Raw genomic sequence first — 15,119 nt, forward strand, 5'->3', positions numbered from 1 at the left:
TTTACAGGAGGTATTAATGCATGAAAATTATAACGATTGAGCCAACCCCTAGTCCAAACACGATGAAAGTGGTAATTGACCAAGAGCTTCCTTTTGGCAAAAGCCATAACTATAAAAAAGACAATATTGCAGATGCTCCAAAGGAAATCCAAGCTATCTTTGCAATTGAAGGTGTTAAAGGCATTTACCATGTGGCAGATTTCCTGGCAATCGAGCGTATCGCAAAGTTTACATGGGAAACAATTTTAGCAAATGTGGAAAATGTGTTTGGAGCTAATAATTCGGAAGTAAGCGAAGAGGAAAAACCATTAGAACATTATGGAGAAGTATACGTACATGTTCAGCAATATAAAGGAATCCCTCTTCAAGTGAAGGTATTCGATAGCGAGTCTGAGTCGAGATATGGGCTATCTTCACGCTTTTTAAATGCATTAGATGAAGCGATGGAAGGCGATCAAGAAAACTATCTACTGCTGCGTAAATGGGTAGATTATGGCGTTCGTTACGGCGATCAGAAGGAAATAGGGGAACAGTTAGTAAAAGAGTTAGAAGCAACTTTTCCAGAAAGCAAACTCGCACAGCTTATTGCAGATAAGGATATAAAGGAAGAAGATAAAAAGCCGATTAGAGCACCATTTACATTAGACCAATTTGAAGTTAGTGAATGGGAGGTGCGTTTTCAATTACTAAATAACTTGATTAATCCAGAGTTAGAAGATCTACCGATTCTGGAAAGAGCAGTGCAAGATGAGCAAGTATCCATTAGAAGATTGGCTACTGTTTACCTTGGATTAATAGAAGATGAAGCAGTTGTACCTTATTTAGAAATGGCTCTTAAGGACAAGAGTTCAGCAGTTAGAAGAACAGCTGGTGATGCAATGAGTGACTTAGGCTTTGAACAATTTGCAGACGCGATGAAAATTTCTCTATTTGATAAAAACAAACTAGTTCGCTGGAGAGCAGCAATGTATTTTTATGAAGTAGGTAATACCGATGCGCTTCCAGCACTTAAAGAAGCAATGAATGATAAAGAATACGAAGTTAAGCTTCAAGTGCTAATGGCTATTGCTCGTATTGAAGGTGGCGAGGAAGCTAAAGGGTCTGTATGGAAACAAATGAGTGAAGCAAGAAAATAGAGGTTATTTGAGACGCAAGAAAGTTGTTCGCTATTTTGAATAACATTCTTGCGTTTTTGTGTTGTTCCGCAAGTAACTGATATTCAAGTAATATATATCTTTTGAACAGTGGTATATTAATAGGAATCGGAGGTAGGAAGAATGAGATTGATTGATTCAAATATGATCTCACCTCAAATAGAGGAATTGTTGAGTTTTGCCACATCCAAAGAGAAGGTGGAAATGGAGTATCTTTCTTACTTATCAGCAACTAATAAATTGTTATATGGAATGATTATTGAAAATGAAATTGTTGGTTGTATCGGTATAGAGTTTATATCTTCGAGTAAATGTGAAATAAGGCATATCGCTGTAAGCCCCAAAAGTAGAAAACAGCAAATTGGTAGCGATATGATTTATTATATTATCGAGAAATTCCAAATAGATACTCTCTTTGCTGAAACAGATAAAGAAGCGGTGGATTTCTATTCATCTATCGGATTTTCTATAACAAGTATAGGAGAAAAATATTCAGGGGTAGAGAGGTTTCATTGTATACTAGAATTTGCGAATATATAAAAATAATCTTACTACTACCTTGCCAAAAAATAATCCAAAACGAATTGATGAAATAATTTAGCGGCGGGGGAAAGGTATCGATCTCTTACTACTGCCATCCCTATCACCCGTTCGTATGTAGCATCTTCAATTCTCAATTTGGTCATCCTATCCATTTCTCCGACGTAAGGTAAAATGGAATATCCTAGCCCGGAAGCTATAAAACCGGCAACAGTTGCGACTTCATCCCCTTCAAAAGAAATTATGGGCTCTAAACCTTCAGCTTTGAAAATTTCATCTGTTGTTTTTCGAAGTGCATACCCTTTTTTCAGACCTATAAATGATTCTTTGACTATTTCCTTTAGCTGAATGCTCTGACGTGATGCTAGAGGATGGTTTGCTTCCACTATGACAAATAATTCATCTCTCCAAAGTTCTGTCCACTCAATTGGTTTTTCGTTTTCCATAGATGCAAGTAGACATAAATCTAAGTTGCCATGTTTTAGTTCTTTCAGCTGCGTATGTGTATGATTTTGTTGAAATTTAAATGTGATATGGGGATACTCTTTATGAAAAGCGCGGATAATATTAGGAACAGTACTAGTACCTAATGTATGTAAAAATCCAAGAGATACTTCGCCATACTCAGGGTTCACAATATGCTGGATTTCCTCTAAACCTTGCTCCATTTCTTTCATAATATTATTGACTCTTAATAAAAATAGCTGCCCGTATTTGTTCAAGAGGATAGAGCGTCCTTGTCGATCAAATAAAGGAACGCCAATTTCTTGCTCCAAACTTGCGATTGATCTACTTAAAGCAGGTTGAGAAATAGATAGAATTTCTGCGGCTTTCGTCATATGTTGAATCTTTGCGAGAGTTTGAAAATATTCTAATCGTTGCCATTCCATAAAATCATCCCTCTTCAGTTTTATCATACCTAAAAGGTATCGTATTAATAAGAATAATAAATTATACATTATGAATAGTCAATGCTACTATTAATTCAACAGATTAATACTTTAATGAAATAAAGGGGATATTCAAGATGAAAGTTGTAGCACCTAAAGCTTTTACATTAGAAGGCGGGAAACGAGCAGTATTATTGCTTCATGGATTTACAGGGAGTACGAAGGATGTAAAAAAATTAGGGCAATATTTACATAAAAGAGGCTATACTTGCCATGCACCAATGTACAGAGGTCATGGTGTTACACCAGAAGAATTATTATTAACTAGTCCAAATGAGTGGTGGCAAGATGTGGTTGATGGATACAACCATTTAAAAAAACTGGGCTATGAAGAAATTGCAGTAGCTGGAATTTCCCTAGGAGGAGTATTCTCTCTGAAAGTGGCTGAAGAGTTCCCTGTAAAAGCTGTTGTATCAATGTGTGCTCCTATAAAACGAAATAACACAGATGGGTTATTTGATCGACTTTACAATTATGCTAAAATCTATAAGTCATTTGAAGGAAAAACAAAAGAAGAAATAGTAGAGGAATTAGAGATATTAAAAAATACTAACAGTGAATCCTTTAATGGTGTTCATGAAATAACAGAGATGACTTGTGATGGATTACAACTTATCAATTCACCAACTCTTGTATTACAAGGCTCATTAGATGATGATATTTATCAAAAAAGTGCTTCCTTTATTCACGAATCAGTAGTGACCGATGAAAAAGATATTATTTGGTATAAAGAATCTGGTCATATAATTACCGTTGGAAAAGAGAAGGACAAAGTATGTGAAGATGTATATGAATTTCTTAATCAAGTGGATTGGATTGCTTCCTAGGATTATTTATAAACCTTTTACTTTAGAGCGCATATAAGTGCTTCATTGGTAAAAGGTTTTTTCTTAGTGTATTTGTAGTATGATATGTAGTAATTATAGTCTGGGAGGAATACTAGTGAAGTTAATCAAAGTACTTTTTAGCATTATCATTGTTTTAGGTATTATCGTAGTAGCCGCTTATTATTTCGTACCAACGCTAGTTGCCGATCAAGTGATGGAAAAGGTATCTAGAGAATTGCAGGACAGTGGGCACTTGGAAACGGTAAAAAATGAAATCGAAAACGACCCAGAGCTACAAGCATTCATAGCAGAGGGTAAGAATGTAGATAGCAGTAAACTACCTTTTCAAACGAAAGAAGAAGCCACAAGAGCACTGGTAACAAAGTTTGGCATAAGCGAAATTCAAGAAATCCAATCAAAAGCCCAAAATGGATTGACAGCAGAAGAAAAACAGGAAATTTTTAATAAACTAGAAAGCAACTTGACTGAAGAAGAAATGCTTGCTTTAAAAGTCTTAGCATATAAGGAATTATCAAAGTAAATCATTAAAGAGGAGCGAGATAAAAATGTCACTTATTCTGCGGGAAGTATTAGAAGAAGAAAAAATTATTTTAAAAAACCTCTTTTCTTTGTATCTACACGACCTTTCAAAATATACTGCTGAAATAGAAATTGGGGAAGATGGTAGCTTTGAATATGATGGTTTAGATGTATTTTGGGAAACAGAAGGTCTTTCCCCATTTTTCATCATGTTAGATAAAAGCATAATTGGTTTTATCCTACTTGTAGAACGGCCATTCTTAAAGAATGAGTATGACTTTGGGTTAAATGACCTATTTATACTCAATAAATACAAAGGTAAGGGGTTAGGAATACAAGCGGTAAAGAAATTATTCCAAGATAAAAAAGGTAAATATTTTGTCATTGAATTAGTTGAAAATAGCCCTGCTGTTTCTTTTTGGAAAAAAGTCTATAGTAAATTGACTATTAACTTTGAAGAAAGGCAAGATGTAGTGGACGGTGAACAATGTTTGATTCAGACATTTACCATTAAGTAGAATTTGAATGTGTATCCATTTGAGTGGAAATTTAAAAAAATGATCCGTTATTGCTATGTTCAGTAATAGAAAAAGCAAATGGGGATTACCCACTTGCTCAATGGTTTACTAATTGTTTAGAAACATTCCAATGCATGGATGGAATTATATTTTGATTTAACCGTTTCGCAAACTTTAATGCGGTATCTATATCTGAAAAAATTTTATCCACTTGGCTGTTTGATGACTTTAAAACCTCTGTTGTTCCGTCAATGTTTCGTGTAATTACGAACATATACAACTCCTGGTTGTGACTTCAGCAAATAAATTGCTGTAAGCTTATTATCTCATGAGAAAGTAAGGGCGTATACATTAATTGGAAATGGTAATCTAAATGAAATTATTCAACCATATTTTAGGAGGAATAATTCGACTAAATTGGCCATCAAATAAAAAAGACCTTTTCAAGGTCTAATTGATTTTATTTCACTGTTAACATATTCTTTTAGGATTAATAATTCCAAAACGTCTTGCATTGAATATTTATTAGTATCATGCCCAGAGATAAGTTCGTTGTATTGGTTAACTAAATCATTAAGCGTCTCAAAGTAAAAATTATTTAGTGTTATTTCAAATCTAGTAATCGTATTCACCTTCTTCTTTTCTAGAAGCATGAACCATTACTGTTTTTTTTATTCAAATACTCGGGATTATTAGATATTTTCGTAGAAAAAATATTCTTTAGTGAAATTATAATCCAACAATCTGTTCGAATACTGATTTATTTGTAGTCCTATTCCAGAATCATTACTGATATTTTCTAAATAACATGAATGAAAAATGAAAGTTTAAAGTTAAAAAAGGTGAATAAATAGAATAACTTGAGTAGAATGAGATTAGAAATCCCTTTGTATAAAGGGAAATAGAACCTAAGAAAGTGGGCGAAATCATGAATGCATACGATGAGTATATGAAAGGCATTGTAGGGCCGATGCGAAGTGAATTAACGGAGGCTGGATTTAAAGAGCTTACTACACCTGAGGAAGTACAAGAACATATGTCTACAGCAAATGGAGTTTCCTTAATAGTCATAAATTCGGTGTGTGGCTGTGCTGCTGGACTCGCAAGACCTGCAGTTGTTCATGCATTAAATGAGTTAGAAATTAAACCGGAAAACTTAGTTACAGTATTTGCTGGACAAGACCAGGAAGCTACCGCGACAATGCGTGGTTATTTTGAGGAGATTCCTCCAAGTTCACCTTCTATTGCTATATGGAAAGATAATCAGTTAGCATATTTCATCCCTCGTGAGCAAATAGAAAGTAATTCAATGGAGACGATTAAAGATCATTTATCTGGTGTTCTTTCACAAGTTGTTTCTTCATGAACACCGTAGTAACAACAGCTGGTAGAACGAATAAAGAATTTATATTAAAAGCAAAAGAGATTTCTATAAATTTAAACCTTCCGTACTATGAACGTAAAAAGAAATCCGTTTCTACGATACAAAATGAGCAGCAGGCAAATGTGCTCGTTGTGAATAAAGAGAGATTGGAACTGTATACATACGGTTCCACTTCTCCTTTTTTCTTTCATCCAAATTCAGCAGCTTTTCGAATAAAGAGACTATTACAAGGAGAGCAGGATTCATTTTTAGAATCTGTACGATTAGAAAAGGGAGATTGCTTTTTAGATACTACTGCTGGTCTATGCTCCGATAGTATAATCGCTTCATATGCGGTTGGAGATTTAGGGGTTGTACATGCATGTGAAAAAGAACGCATGATTGCATATATGGTAGATGAGGGGTTAAGAAATTACGAAACGAGAAATGAAGCATTATTAAAAAGTATGCGACATATTGATCTAATCCATCAAAATGCAGTTGACTATATGAAAACAGTAGCTTCCAATTTCTATGATGTTGTTTATCTAGATCCAATGTTTGAAGAAGTAATTGAGGAATCATCCAACTTTCAAGTATTAAGAGCAGTTGGAGCTCATGATTCTTTGACTGATGAATGGGTGGAAGAGGCAAAGCGACTTGCAAGAAAGAGAGTGGTCTTAAAAGCGCATTTTCGTTCAAATCTATTTGATAAATTCGGTTTTGAACGAGAAATAAGGTTATCCTCTAAATTTCATTATGGCATTATTGAATTATTGTAAAACACTCTATAAAACAAATAGAAAAGAGAGCCACGGCGGCAGCCAAGACTCTCCTGGAAACTTCATATCAATCCGTAAAGTTAAGTGATGTCAAATATGCTAATAAAAATAAAAATCCGATACCAATTACTAATCCTGCGTCCATCGTGATTTTCCTCCTTTGTTCAAAAAGCTCTGTGGTATGTTTACACATTTTATTGTACAATGAATAGTGAGAAGATGAAACCTTTAGTTCGTCAAAACGTTTAATAGAATGAAGAGTTTACTAAAATTGTTCAATATTGAAGGTGAATAGCATGAAAAAATGGTTCCAGAAGTCAATAATTATAACTGTTGCATTGCTAACATTTGGTCTAATATCTCCTAGTCATTTCATATGGGAGCAAATATTAGATAGTAAAAGTCCTTCAAGGACTATAGCTTCTAATGCAAATGATTATGAACAAGTAACAATAACAGATGAATCCTATGTTTACAAAAACATGGCACATGCTGCCAGGGAACAAGCATACATAAAGTTTGGTAATCGAATAGGGCCAGTTATTCAACATGAGTTTGACGATGTAATATTTCCTAAGATGCAGGAAGCAATTGATATGACTATTGCCAAAGCTTCCGCTCAAGAGATAACTCGTTTATCTATCTCTGAGCAGCCATCTGGAGATCATCACGAAAAGATCTTTAATATTTATAATGATTCAACTAAAAAAGACCTAATCCGTTTTCATGTCAGAACGGATAAGAAACCTCAAGAGGGTTATTATTTCAATTTCCATTATCACTTGGCGGAAGATAAGTATTCTAAACATTATGTGCTGGGTGACATATATTGGTCAAAAAACACACCACCAAAATGGCTCTCTTAGTGAGAGCTTTTTTTGCATGAAAATGAAAAGAGGGATAAGTTATGGAGCAGTACCTTACTTTGTGTAAACATATTATGAATAGTGGAGTTGAAAAAGGTGATCGTACAGGAACTGGTACGAAAAGTGTCTTTGGCTATCAAATGCGATTTGACCTATCAGAAGGCTTCCCACTTCTTACAACCAAAAAGACGGCATTTCGACTAGTGGCAACCGAGCTACTTTGGTTTTTAAAGGGTGATACAAATGTGAAAACACTAATTCAGGCGAATAATCATATTTGGGATGAGTGGGCATTTGAAAAGTGGGTGAGCAGTGATAATTATACTGGGCCTGACATGACAAACTTTGGCGTTCGAGCAGCAAAAGACCCTGAATTTAACGCTATTTTGCAACAGCAAATGGATTTATTTTGTGAAAAAATCTTAAGTGATGATGCTTTTTCGGAAGAATTTGGTGATTTAGGTCCCGTATATGGTCGTCAATGGAGATCGTGGCCTTCTAAGGATGGACAAACGATAGATCAATTGCGAAATGTCATTGAGCAAATTAAGAAAAATCCAGACTCAAGAAGACATATTATTACTGCATGGAATCCAGCAGAGGTAGATGATATGGCTTTACCTCCATGTCACGCCTTCATGCAATTTTATGTGGCAAATGGTAAATTATCTTGTCAACTTTATCAGCGTAGTGCTGATGTGTTTTTAGGAGTGCCCTTTAATATTGCATCTTATGCATTATTAACCCATCTAATAGCAAAAGAATGCAAGTTAGAAGTCGGCGAATTTGTCCATACTTTAGGTGACGCTCATTTATATTTAAATCACATGGAGCAGGTCACTACGCAATTGGAAAGAGAGCCACGAGCATTACCAAAGCTTTTATTGAACGACGAAAAAGAATCTGTATTTGATTTTGAAATAGAAGATATTAAATTAGAGGGGTATGACCCGCACCCACGGATTAAAGCACCAATCGCCGTATAAAATTTGAAGGGGGAAGCTAATGATTTCACTAATAGTTGCACATGACCCTAATAGAGTAATTGGATTTGAAAACAAAATGCCTTGGCATATCCCGGGCGACCTTGCTTACTTTAAAAAAGTGACGATGGATAAAGCGATGGTAATGGGAAGAAAGACGTTTGAATCCATAGGGCGAGTACTACCAGGACGTAAAAATATAATTGTCACAAGAAATCCCGATTATCGCGTTGAAGGTGCTGAGGTAGTAACTGACTTGGTTAAAGCTATTGAACTGGCTTCAGTTCATCATGAAGAAGTAATGGTTATTGGTGGAGAACAAATTTTTCGAGCAATTTTACCTAAAGCAGATAGGCTTTATATTACATTAATACAACAAACTTTCGAAGGAGATACTTATTTCCCAACATACGGTGATGAATGGATGTTGGTAGAAACAACAGAAGATATGACAACTCCTGAGGGAATTGTGTATGTTTACCTCGTTTATGAAAGAAGAGTTAGTGAATAAGTTGTAGTTACTATTAATGCTACATACACTATAGTGGGAGTATGTAGCTTTAATATTATATATGGGGTAAGTAAAAGTTTACAGAACACCGATATTCTTCTTATAATAGTACTAGGTAGGAAGGAAGGGATAGCATATGCCGAAAGTTCACATAGTAACTGATTCCACAGCGGATTTAACAACAGAATTAGTTAAGCAATACAATATACATATTGTGCCTTTGACAATTCAAATTGATGGTGAATCATATATTGATGGAGTAGATATAAATTCAGAAGAATTTTTAGAAAAAATGGCGAAATCTAAACAATTACCGAAATCATCACAACCATCATCAGGCATCTTTAAAGAATTATACGATGAACTTGGTAAAGATGGTGATCACGTTATCTCTATACATATGACTGGCGGCATGAGTGGTACTGTAAAATCGGCACAGGCAGCTGCGGAAATGACAGAATCAGATATTACAGTAATTGATTCGAAATTCATTTCCTTTGCATTATCATTTCAAGTCGTAGAAGCCGCAAAAATGGCATTAAATGGTGAAACAAAACAAGCAATCATTCAAAAAGTGGAAGAAATTCGTAGCAAGTCTGATTTGTTTGTAGTTGTAGATACGTTGGATAACCTTGTTAAAGGTGGTAGAATTGGTAAGGGTAGGGCAATGCTTGGCTCTTTACTGTCTATAAAGCCAATCGCAAGTTTAGCAGGAGGAGAGTATACACCAATTGCTAAGGTTAGAAGCCATAAACAAGTTGTCAATTATTTATTTGACCGATTTCTTTCCGATACGAAAGGAAAAGTCGTTAAAGCAGTGGGTATTTCACATGCAAATGGGTTTTCGATGGCTACACCTTTGATCAAACTCATAAAAGAATCCGGCTTCCAAGATATCCAGGTTTCCATTACTTCACCTGTTATTAGTACGCATACCGGACCTGGTGCTATTGGATTTATGTATATGACTGAATAGCAAAAAGGCAGGGAGGAACACTTTTCCCTGCTTTTGTTTTAGAAAAAAGGAGTTTTTAATGAAATATTTAATAATAATTTTTAGTGTTATTTTTCTAATAGGATGCAATTCCAATGAAATGGTAGAGGTTAGTTTTTCAGAAAAGCAGGATGTTCTTTTTGAGGAATATGTTATCCCCTTTCAATTTTTCCCTAGAACGATAGAAGTAGTTGGGCTTGGTGATTCCCTTACACAGGGTGTAGGGGATGAATTAAAGCAAGAAGGATATTTAGGGCGTCTACAACAACATTTTTCACAATATAAAGGAATAGAAGACGTTTCATTAACCAATACTGCAAAAAGGGGTCGTCGTAGCGATCAACTTTTAAAGATATTAAAGGATGGAGAAATTGACCACCAAATCCGAAAAGCCAATTTAATCACAATAACTATTGGTGGCAATGACATTATGAAGGTTGTTAAGAAAGACTTGTTTAATCTTAAGGTAGAGGCATTTGAAAAGGAACTAGGAAAGTTTGAACGGAATTATAAAAAAATTATTCAGGAAATTCGAGAGGTTAATAGTACAGCTCCGATTATTGTGGTAGGTTTATATAATCCTATAACGATAGTCACAGATGAAAAAAGTGAATTTGATCACATTTTAAACGATTGGAATACTGTCATAGAAGAGACCGCTTCCAATGATCGGAATGCTTGTTTTGTACCAATCGATCAGCTTTTCATGACAAACAGTAATTTAGTTTATCATACGGATTTCTTTCATCCCAATAGTAAAGGCTATAAACTCGTAATTGAAGAAATAGTCGAGTCGATGCAAGATTGTGGTTTAATAGATGCAGATAAGAGGGAATTGTTGTTTTAAGGAGTTGATGGGATGAATAAATGGAAAATAGCATTTATACTGTTAGTAATCATTATTATTGGTAGTATTGGCACGTTGTTTTATTGGATAACAACTCCTGCTGAACCTATTGTAATTGAGGAAACTAGTCCTTCAGCTGAAGGGAATGTGTTAACTGTTAATGCGACAAAAGAGGATTTTCAAGCTATTGCTAATACGTATTTGAAAAAAGCAATCGGAGGAAAACCTCTTCCGCTGCAGTTGTCTGTTGAGGATCAAATAATTCTTTCAACAGAATTTCAAGCTTTTTCAATTAATTTACCAGTCAGAATGATTTTTGAACCTTATGTTGAAGAGAACGGTAATATTCGTCTAGAACAATCATCTGTTGAAATTGGTAAATTACCACTAGATCCTGAACAAATTTTGAAGCTATTGAGAGATTCAGTCGAGCTTCCGGAGTGGATGGTAGTGAATCCTGCAGAAGAAGAGGTACTTATCCAATTGACCGATATACCGATGACCTCAGGTGTTCATGTCCGAGCAAAAGAGTTTAATTTGGCTGAGGATATTATTACGCTTGAGATTGTAATACCAGCAGAATAGGGGGCGAAACAATGGAAAAAGCAACTTTTGCAGGCGGCTGTTTTTGGTGTATGGTAAAGCCTTTTGACTCGTACGATGGAATAGAGCAAGTGGTATCTGGATATACGGGTGGTCATGTACCTAACCCAACATACGAACAAGTTTGTTCCAACGCAACTGGACATTATGAAGCAGTGCAAATCACTTTTGACCCGGCTTTATTTTCATATGATCGTTTATTAGAAATTTTTTGGCTCAACATTGATCCTACGGATGATAATGGTCAATTTTTCGACCGTGGCTCGTCCTATCAAACAGCGATTTTTTATCATTCAGAAGAGCAAAAAGAAAAAGCAATTGCTTCCAAGGATGCATTGGATGCTAGTGGTAAATTTAATAAGAAAATTGCTGTGAAGATAATTCCAGCTTCTGAGTTTTACCCAGCTGAAGAATATCATCAAGATTATTATAAGAAAAATCCTGCTCACTATAATCGATACTTTACAGGATCAGGACGAGCAGCTTTTGTGGAAAAATTGAAGGAGGGATATTAGATGAAAGACAACTTAACTGAAATGCAATATTATGTAACCCAACAAAATGGTACAGAGCCTCCGTTCCAAGGGGAGTATGATAAGCATTTTGATGAGGGTATTTATGTAGATATAGTATCTGGTAAACCTTTATTCCATTCAAAGGATAAATATGATGCAGGTTGTGGTTGGCCGAGCTTTACTCGTCCAATTGAAGAGCATGAGGTTGTAGAGAAATTTGATGATAGCCATGGTATGAGACGTGTAGAAGTTCGAAGCAAAACAGCTGACTCTCACCTAGGACATGTATTCCCGGATGGTCCTAAAGAGGAAACAGGCTTACGCTATTGTATCAATTCAGCGGCACTTCGTTTTGTACCAAAAGATAAGTTGGCTGAAGAAGGCTATGAAGAATATAGTAAGTTATTTTAATTAGTTTAAGTGAACGATAAAAAATGGTTGTTTATGACGAGAGTCTAAAACAACCATTTTTTTATTTTAAGAGTTAGTAAATAATATAGTCTGTGAACACTGGGTTTATGAGACTTGTAAGAATGAATGAACGTGAATGAACCTATGATTTCCGTTTCAGGTGGACGCTTTCCGCGGGCACGGCTTCAGCCTCCTCGTCGTCTCACTCCTGCGGGGTCTTCAGCTCGCGCTTTCTCGCTGGAGTCGCCACCTTGCACTTCAATCAATGAAGGTGTGGTACTACACAAAGAGATTAGGTATAGCGTATCGCCTGAGATAATTAAATTAGTTAAAGTATATGTAAGGATAAAAACATATTTGGAGTAGTTGCATTATTCTTCCGAAGGTGAAAAGTGTAGATTGCATTTCTACTAGTGGAAATAAAAAGAAATAGTAAGTATGCATTAAATAAAGAAGTGAAAGAACGAACGAAATTGCATCTTCGTGAGCTTCCTTTATGTATCAGAAAAGTATCATTTCTTTCGTTAAACAAAAAGCCCTAACCTGTTTCTCAGAGTTGTGGAACGGCGACGGATAGACAAACACCATAAGATTACCGGAAAAAAGAGATTCTAGTTGGTTGTGACGGACGTCACAACCAACTAGAATCTCTATATAAAATTATTCGGTAATCATATAGTGAAATGTCTGTCCAAAGCAATTCAGAAACGATAGAAACATGTTTTTTTCTTAAAGGATCGGTCATCTTTTGCTCAATCTGTCTTATAACTTGAATTCATTAACGACTTTACTCAATTCGTCAGCTTGGTGTGATAATTCTACAGCGGAAGCATTGATCTCTTGCATCGCAGCAGAACCTTGTTCAGCAGCAGCAGCGGAAGTCTCCGTGTTAGATGCCGTATTCTCAGCAATTTGCGTTACTTCTATAAACGATGCTGCCACCTCTTGACTGAAGTTAAGCGTTTCTTCGATTTGTTTCACCATTTTATCAATAATAGAAATTGTTTCATTTGTTTGTTTTATAATTTCGTCTAGTGAAGTATTAGTTTCATTTGCAACTTCAACGCCTCGAATGACACTTTCTACACCTTCATGATTTTGTTTAACAATAGATGTAACTTCCGATTGAATAGAAGTGACGATACCAGTAACTTCTTTAGCAGCTTTTTGGGATTGCTCTGCAAGCTTTCTTACCTCATCGGCTACTACGGCAAATCCTCTACCATGTTCACCAGCGCGAGCAGCTTCAATTGCAGCATTTAAAGCTAGTAAATTCGTTTGCTCTGCAATAGTCGTAATCGTTTTGATAATGGATGTAATTTCATTGGATTTAGTACCAAGTGATTCTACTGTTTGTGTAGTATTGGCCATTGTTTCTTCGATACTCATCATTACATTGGACGAATGCTGAACGGATTCTCCGCCTTTTTGAGCAGCCTGAATCATTTGGTCAGTTGCTGCTTTGACTGATTGTGCATCATTATTTAAATATCTCGTTGCTTCCTCTAATGAATTCATTTTTTGAATTGCTTCTGTCATGCTTCTTAATGTTTGATCACTACCAGCAGCGATTTCATTTGTAGAATCAGCGATAGATTGAATAGTTAAAGCAGTTTCATCGGAAGAGGCCATCAATTCCTGTCCACTAGCCGAAACATTCACTGTAAGCTCTCTAACTCTTCTAACAAGGTCGGCTATTGATGCTATTAACACATTTGTACTATTTGCTATCTCAGAAAATTCATCTTTGGATCTAACTTTAACTCTCCTTGTTAAGTCTCCTCCAGCTTGTGCGATATCCAAAATAGAGCGGTTAATAGCATTTGTATTGCGTTTAATAGAATAGAAAAGCAAAATACCAAAAGATAAAGTAAGGATAACAGAGAAAATAGTTAATGCGATAAATATAATTAGTGAAGTCGTGTTTTCTTTTTTCAGCAAGGCAATCTGATCAGTATTATTTTTTTCAAGTAGTTCGTTCATAGCTGCGATATGTACATCTACATAACTCATAGCGGTTTTACCATTTCCGGTATTGACTAGTTTTTGAGCAGATTCTAACCCTTTTTCATCACGAATTTTGATAACACGATCGGAGTATTGTAAGTATGTTGTAAAAAACTGATCGATTGACTGGATTTTTTGTAATTCATCTGGTCGATTTTCGTACGTTTTATAAAGTGCTTTGATATTTGTAGTAGTTGAATCTTTATATTTTCTATAGCTTGCCATATAATTATTCTTACCAGTAATGATGTAGCTTTGCTCAGCATTCGCGAGTTGGGCGATATCCGTTGCAATTTGGTTTACCATCATCTGTTCTTTTACATCGACATTTGTAAATTTCTCTAACGCCTGTTGAGCGGAAAACATTTTGGTAGATGTAAGGACAAGCATTGATATTAAGACTAAAATAAGCACTGTGAAAATTATAAGTACTCGACCTCGGATGGAATGAAGAAAGCTAGCCTTAGTTGAATGGTTTAATTTGAGTTGTTTATCTTTGTTCTTAGATTTTTTGAATAACGATGTAACTTTATTCCTCTGAGGATTTCCAAGATTCTTTTTAGGAGTCTTTATTTTAGGGAATTTCATTGATTTTAACTTGTTAGAAATGCTATTTCTCAATCATATCAATCCTTTCAATCTGTCGAACTATTAACATTTTTAAGTTTACTTGTTTTAGTTGGAATTATCTACATTTTTTTTGCGTTT

17 protein-coding genes are annotated in these 15,119 nt (G+C 35.3%); 15 read left to right on the plus strand and 2 right to left on the minus strand.

Annotated elements, in window-relative coordinates; all coding sequences use genetic code 11:
• The first annotated feature begins 20 nt into the window (after window positions 1–20).
• Window positions 21–1,136 (plus strand): conserved virulence factor C family protein, encoded by a 1,116-nt coding sequence (locus BLR36_RS06770; protein WP_093060974.1) that lies wholly within the window; start codon window positions 21–23, stop codon window positions 1,134–1,136.
• 141 nt (window positions 1,137–1,277) lie between these two features.
• Window positions 1,278–1,694 carry a GNAT family N-acetyltransferase gene (locus tag BLR36_RS06775; RefSeq protein ID WP_093060975.1) on the plus strand — a complete coding sequence of 139 codons (417 nt, stop codon included), beginning with the start codon at window positions 1,278–1,280 and terminating at the stop codon, window positions 1,692–1,694.
• A 14-nt stretch (window positions 1,695–1,708) separates the two neighbouring features.
• Here the strand turns inward: BLR36_RS06775 and BLR36_RS06780 are convergent, their stop codons facing one another.
• The gene (locus BLR36_RS06780; protein WP_093060976.1) at window positions 1,709–2,584 is read right to left on the minus strand and encodes a LysR family transcriptional regulator; all 876 of its coding nucleotides are present in this window, start codon (window positions 2,582–2,584) and stop codon (window positions 1,709–1,711) included.
• Between the two features lie 137 nt (window positions 2,585–2,721).
• Between BLR36_RS06780 and BLR36_RS06785 the strand changes: the two genes are divergently transcribed.
• From BLR36_RS06785 to msrB, 13 genes are all read left to right on the plus strand, one after another.
• Window positions 2,722–3,471 carry an alpha/beta hydrolase gene (locus BLR36_RS06785; protein WP_093060977.1) on the plus strand — a complete coding sequence of 250 codons (750 nt, stop codon included), beginning with the start codon at window positions 2,722–2,724 and terminating at the stop codon, window positions 3,469–3,471.
• A 115-nt stretch (window positions 3,472–3,586) separates the two neighbouring features.
• On the plus strand, window positions 3,587–4,012 hold the full coding sequence (locus BLR36_RS06790) for a hypothetical protein (protein WP_093060978.1): 426 nt from the start codon (window positions 3,587–3,589) through the stop codon (window positions 4,010–4,012).
• 25 nt (window positions 4,013–4,037) lie between these two features.
• The gene (locus BLR36_RS06795) at window positions 4,038–4,529 is read left to right on the plus strand and encodes a GNAT family N-acetyltransferase (protein ID WP_093060979.1); all 492 of its coding nucleotides are present in this window, start codon (window positions 4,038–4,040) and stop codon (window positions 4,527–4,529) included.
• Between the two features lie 928 nt (window positions 4,530–5,457).
• Window positions 5,458–5,895, plus strand: a complete 438-nt coding sequence (locus BLR36_RS06805; RefSeq protein ID WP_093060981.1) for a BrxA/BrxB family bacilliredoxin — start codon at window positions 5,458–5,460, stop codon at window positions 5,893–5,895.
• Window positions 5,892–6,674 (plus strand): class I SAM-dependent methyltransferase, encoded by a 783-nt coding sequence (locus tag BLR36_RS06810; protein ID WP_093060982.1) that lies wholly within the window; start codon window positions 5,892–5,894, stop codon window positions 6,672–6,674. The genes BLR36_RS06805 and BLR36_RS06810 overlap by 4 nt, the downstream gene beginning before the upstream one ends.
• A gap of 296 nt (window positions 6,675–6,970) precedes the next feature.
• Window positions 6,971–7,540: a YpjP family protein gene (locus tag BLR36_RS06815; protein WP_093060983.1), complete on the plus strand. Its 570-nt coding sequence runs from the start codon at window positions 6,971–6,973 to the stop codon at window positions 7,538–7,540.
• Between the two features lie 41 nt (window positions 7,541–7,581).
• Window positions 7,582–8,526 carry a thymidylate synthase gene (locus tag BLR36_RS06820; protein WP_093060984.1) on the plus strand — a complete coding sequence of 315 codons (945 nt, stop codon included), beginning with the start codon at window positions 7,582–7,584 and terminating at the stop codon, window positions 8,524–8,526.
• Window positions 8,527–8,545: 19 nt separating this feature from the next.
• Window positions 8,546–9,034, plus strand: coding sequence for a dihydrofolate reductase (locus tag BLR36_RS06825; protein ID WP_093060985.1), 489 nt, complete (start codon window positions 8,546–8,548; stop codon window positions 9,032–9,034).
• 136 nt (window positions 9,035–9,170) lie between these two features.
• Complete coding sequence (locus BLR36_RS06830) at window positions 9,171–10,010, plus strand: DegV family protein (RefSeq protein WP_093060986.1); 840 nt, start codon at window positions 9,171–9,173, stop codon at window positions 10,008–10,010.
• Between the two features lie 58 nt (window positions 10,011–10,068).
• Window positions 10,069–10,875: a GDSL-type esterase/lipase family protein gene (locus tag BLR36_RS06835; RefSeq protein ID WP_093060987.1), complete on the plus strand. Its 807-nt coding sequence runs from the start codon at window positions 10,069–10,071 to the stop codon at window positions 10,873–10,875.
• 12 nt (window positions 10,876–10,887) lie between these two features.
• Complete coding sequence (locus BLR36_RS06840; protein WP_093060988.1) at window positions 10,888–11,460, plus strand: YpmS family protein; 573 nt, start codon at window positions 10,888–10,890, stop codon at window positions 11,458–11,460.
• Between the two features lie 11 nt (window positions 11,461–11,471).
• Window positions 11,472–11,993, plus strand: coding sequence for a peptide-methionine (S)-S-oxide reductase MsrA (gene msrA, locus BLR36_RS06845; RefSeq protein ID WP_093060989.1), 522 nt, complete (start codon window positions 11,472–11,474; stop codon window positions 11,991–11,993).
• Window positions 11,994–12,404, plus strand: coding sequence for a peptide-methionine (R)-S-oxide reductase MsrB (gene msrB, locus BLR36_RS06850; protein WP_093060990.1), 411 nt, complete (start codon window positions 11,994–11,996; stop codon window positions 12,402–12,404).
• Window positions 12,405–13,166: 762 nt separating this feature from the next.
• Here msrB and BLR36_RS06855 read toward each other — a convergent pair.
• On the minus strand, window positions 13,167–15,032 hold the full coding sequence (locus tag BLR36_RS06855) for a methyl-accepting chemotaxis protein (protein ID WP_254771345.1): 1,866 nt from the start codon (window positions 15,030–15,032) through the stop codon (window positions 13,167–13,169).
• Window positions 15,033–15,119 lie beyond the last annotated feature (87 nt).

This window comes from Psychrobacillus sp. OK028, from assembly GCF_900103605.1.
In the GTDB taxonomy this organism is placed as follows: Bacteria; Bacillota; Bacilli; order Bacillales_A; family Planococcaceae; genus Psychrobacillus.

Coding starts and splice junctions, on each gene's coding strand:
- BLR36_RS06785 (WP_093060977.1), top strand. CDS start 2,722: ATGAAAGTTGTAGCACCTAAAGCTTTTACATTAGAAGGCGGGAAACGA.
- BLR36_RS06835 (WP_093060987.1), top strand. CDS start 10,069: ATGAAATATTTAATAATAATTTTTAGTGTTATTTTTCTAATAGGATGC.
- msrB (WP_093060990.1), top strand. CDS start 11,994: ATGAAAGACAACTTAACTGAAATGCAATATTATGTAACCCAACAAAAT.
- BLR36_RS06830 (WP_093060986.1), top strand. CDS start 9,171: ATGCCGAAAGTTCACATAGTAACTGATTCCACAGCGGATTTAACAACA.
- BLR36_RS06825 (WP_093060985.1), top strand. CDS start 8,546: ATGATTTCACTAATAGTTGCACATGACCCTAATAGAGTAATTGGATTT.
- BLR36_RS06770 (WP_093060974.1), top strand. CDS start 21: ATGAAAATTATAACGATTGAGCCAACCCCTAGTCCAAACACGATGAAA.
- BLR36_RS06775 (WP_093060975.1), top strand. CDS start 1,278: ATGAGATTGATTGATTCAAATATGATCTCACCTCAAATAGAGGAATTG.
- BLR36_RS06820 (WP_093060984.1), top strand. CDS start 7,582: ATGGAGCAGTACCTTACTTTGTGTAAACATATTATGAATAGTGGAGTT.
- BLR36_RS06795 (WP_093060979.1), top strand. CDS start 4,038: ATGTCACTTATTCTGCGGGAAGTATTAGAAGAAGAAAAAATTATTTTA.
- BLR36_RS06780 (WP_093060976.1), bottom strand. CDS start 2,584: ATGGAATGGCAACGATTAGAATATTTTCAAACTCTCGCAAAGATTCAA.
- msrA (WP_093060989.1), top strand. CDS start 11,472: ATGGAAAAAGCAACTTTTGCAGGCGGCTGTTTTTGGTGTATGGTAAAG.
- BLR36_RS06815 (WP_093060983.1), top strand. CDS start 6,971: ATGAAAAAATGGTTCCAGAAGTCAATAATTATAACTGTTGCATTGCTA.
- BLR36_RS06840 (WP_093060988.1), top strand. CDS start 10,888: ATGAATAAATGGAAAATAGCATTTATACTGTTAGTAATCATTATTATT.
- BLR36_RS06810 (WP_093060982.1), top strand. CDS start 5,892: ATGAACACCGTAGTAACAACAGCTGGTAGAACGAATAAAGAATTTATA.
- BLR36_RS06805 (WP_093060981.1), top strand. CDS start 5,458: ATGAATGCATACGATGAGTATATGAAAGGCATTGTAGGGCCGATGCGA.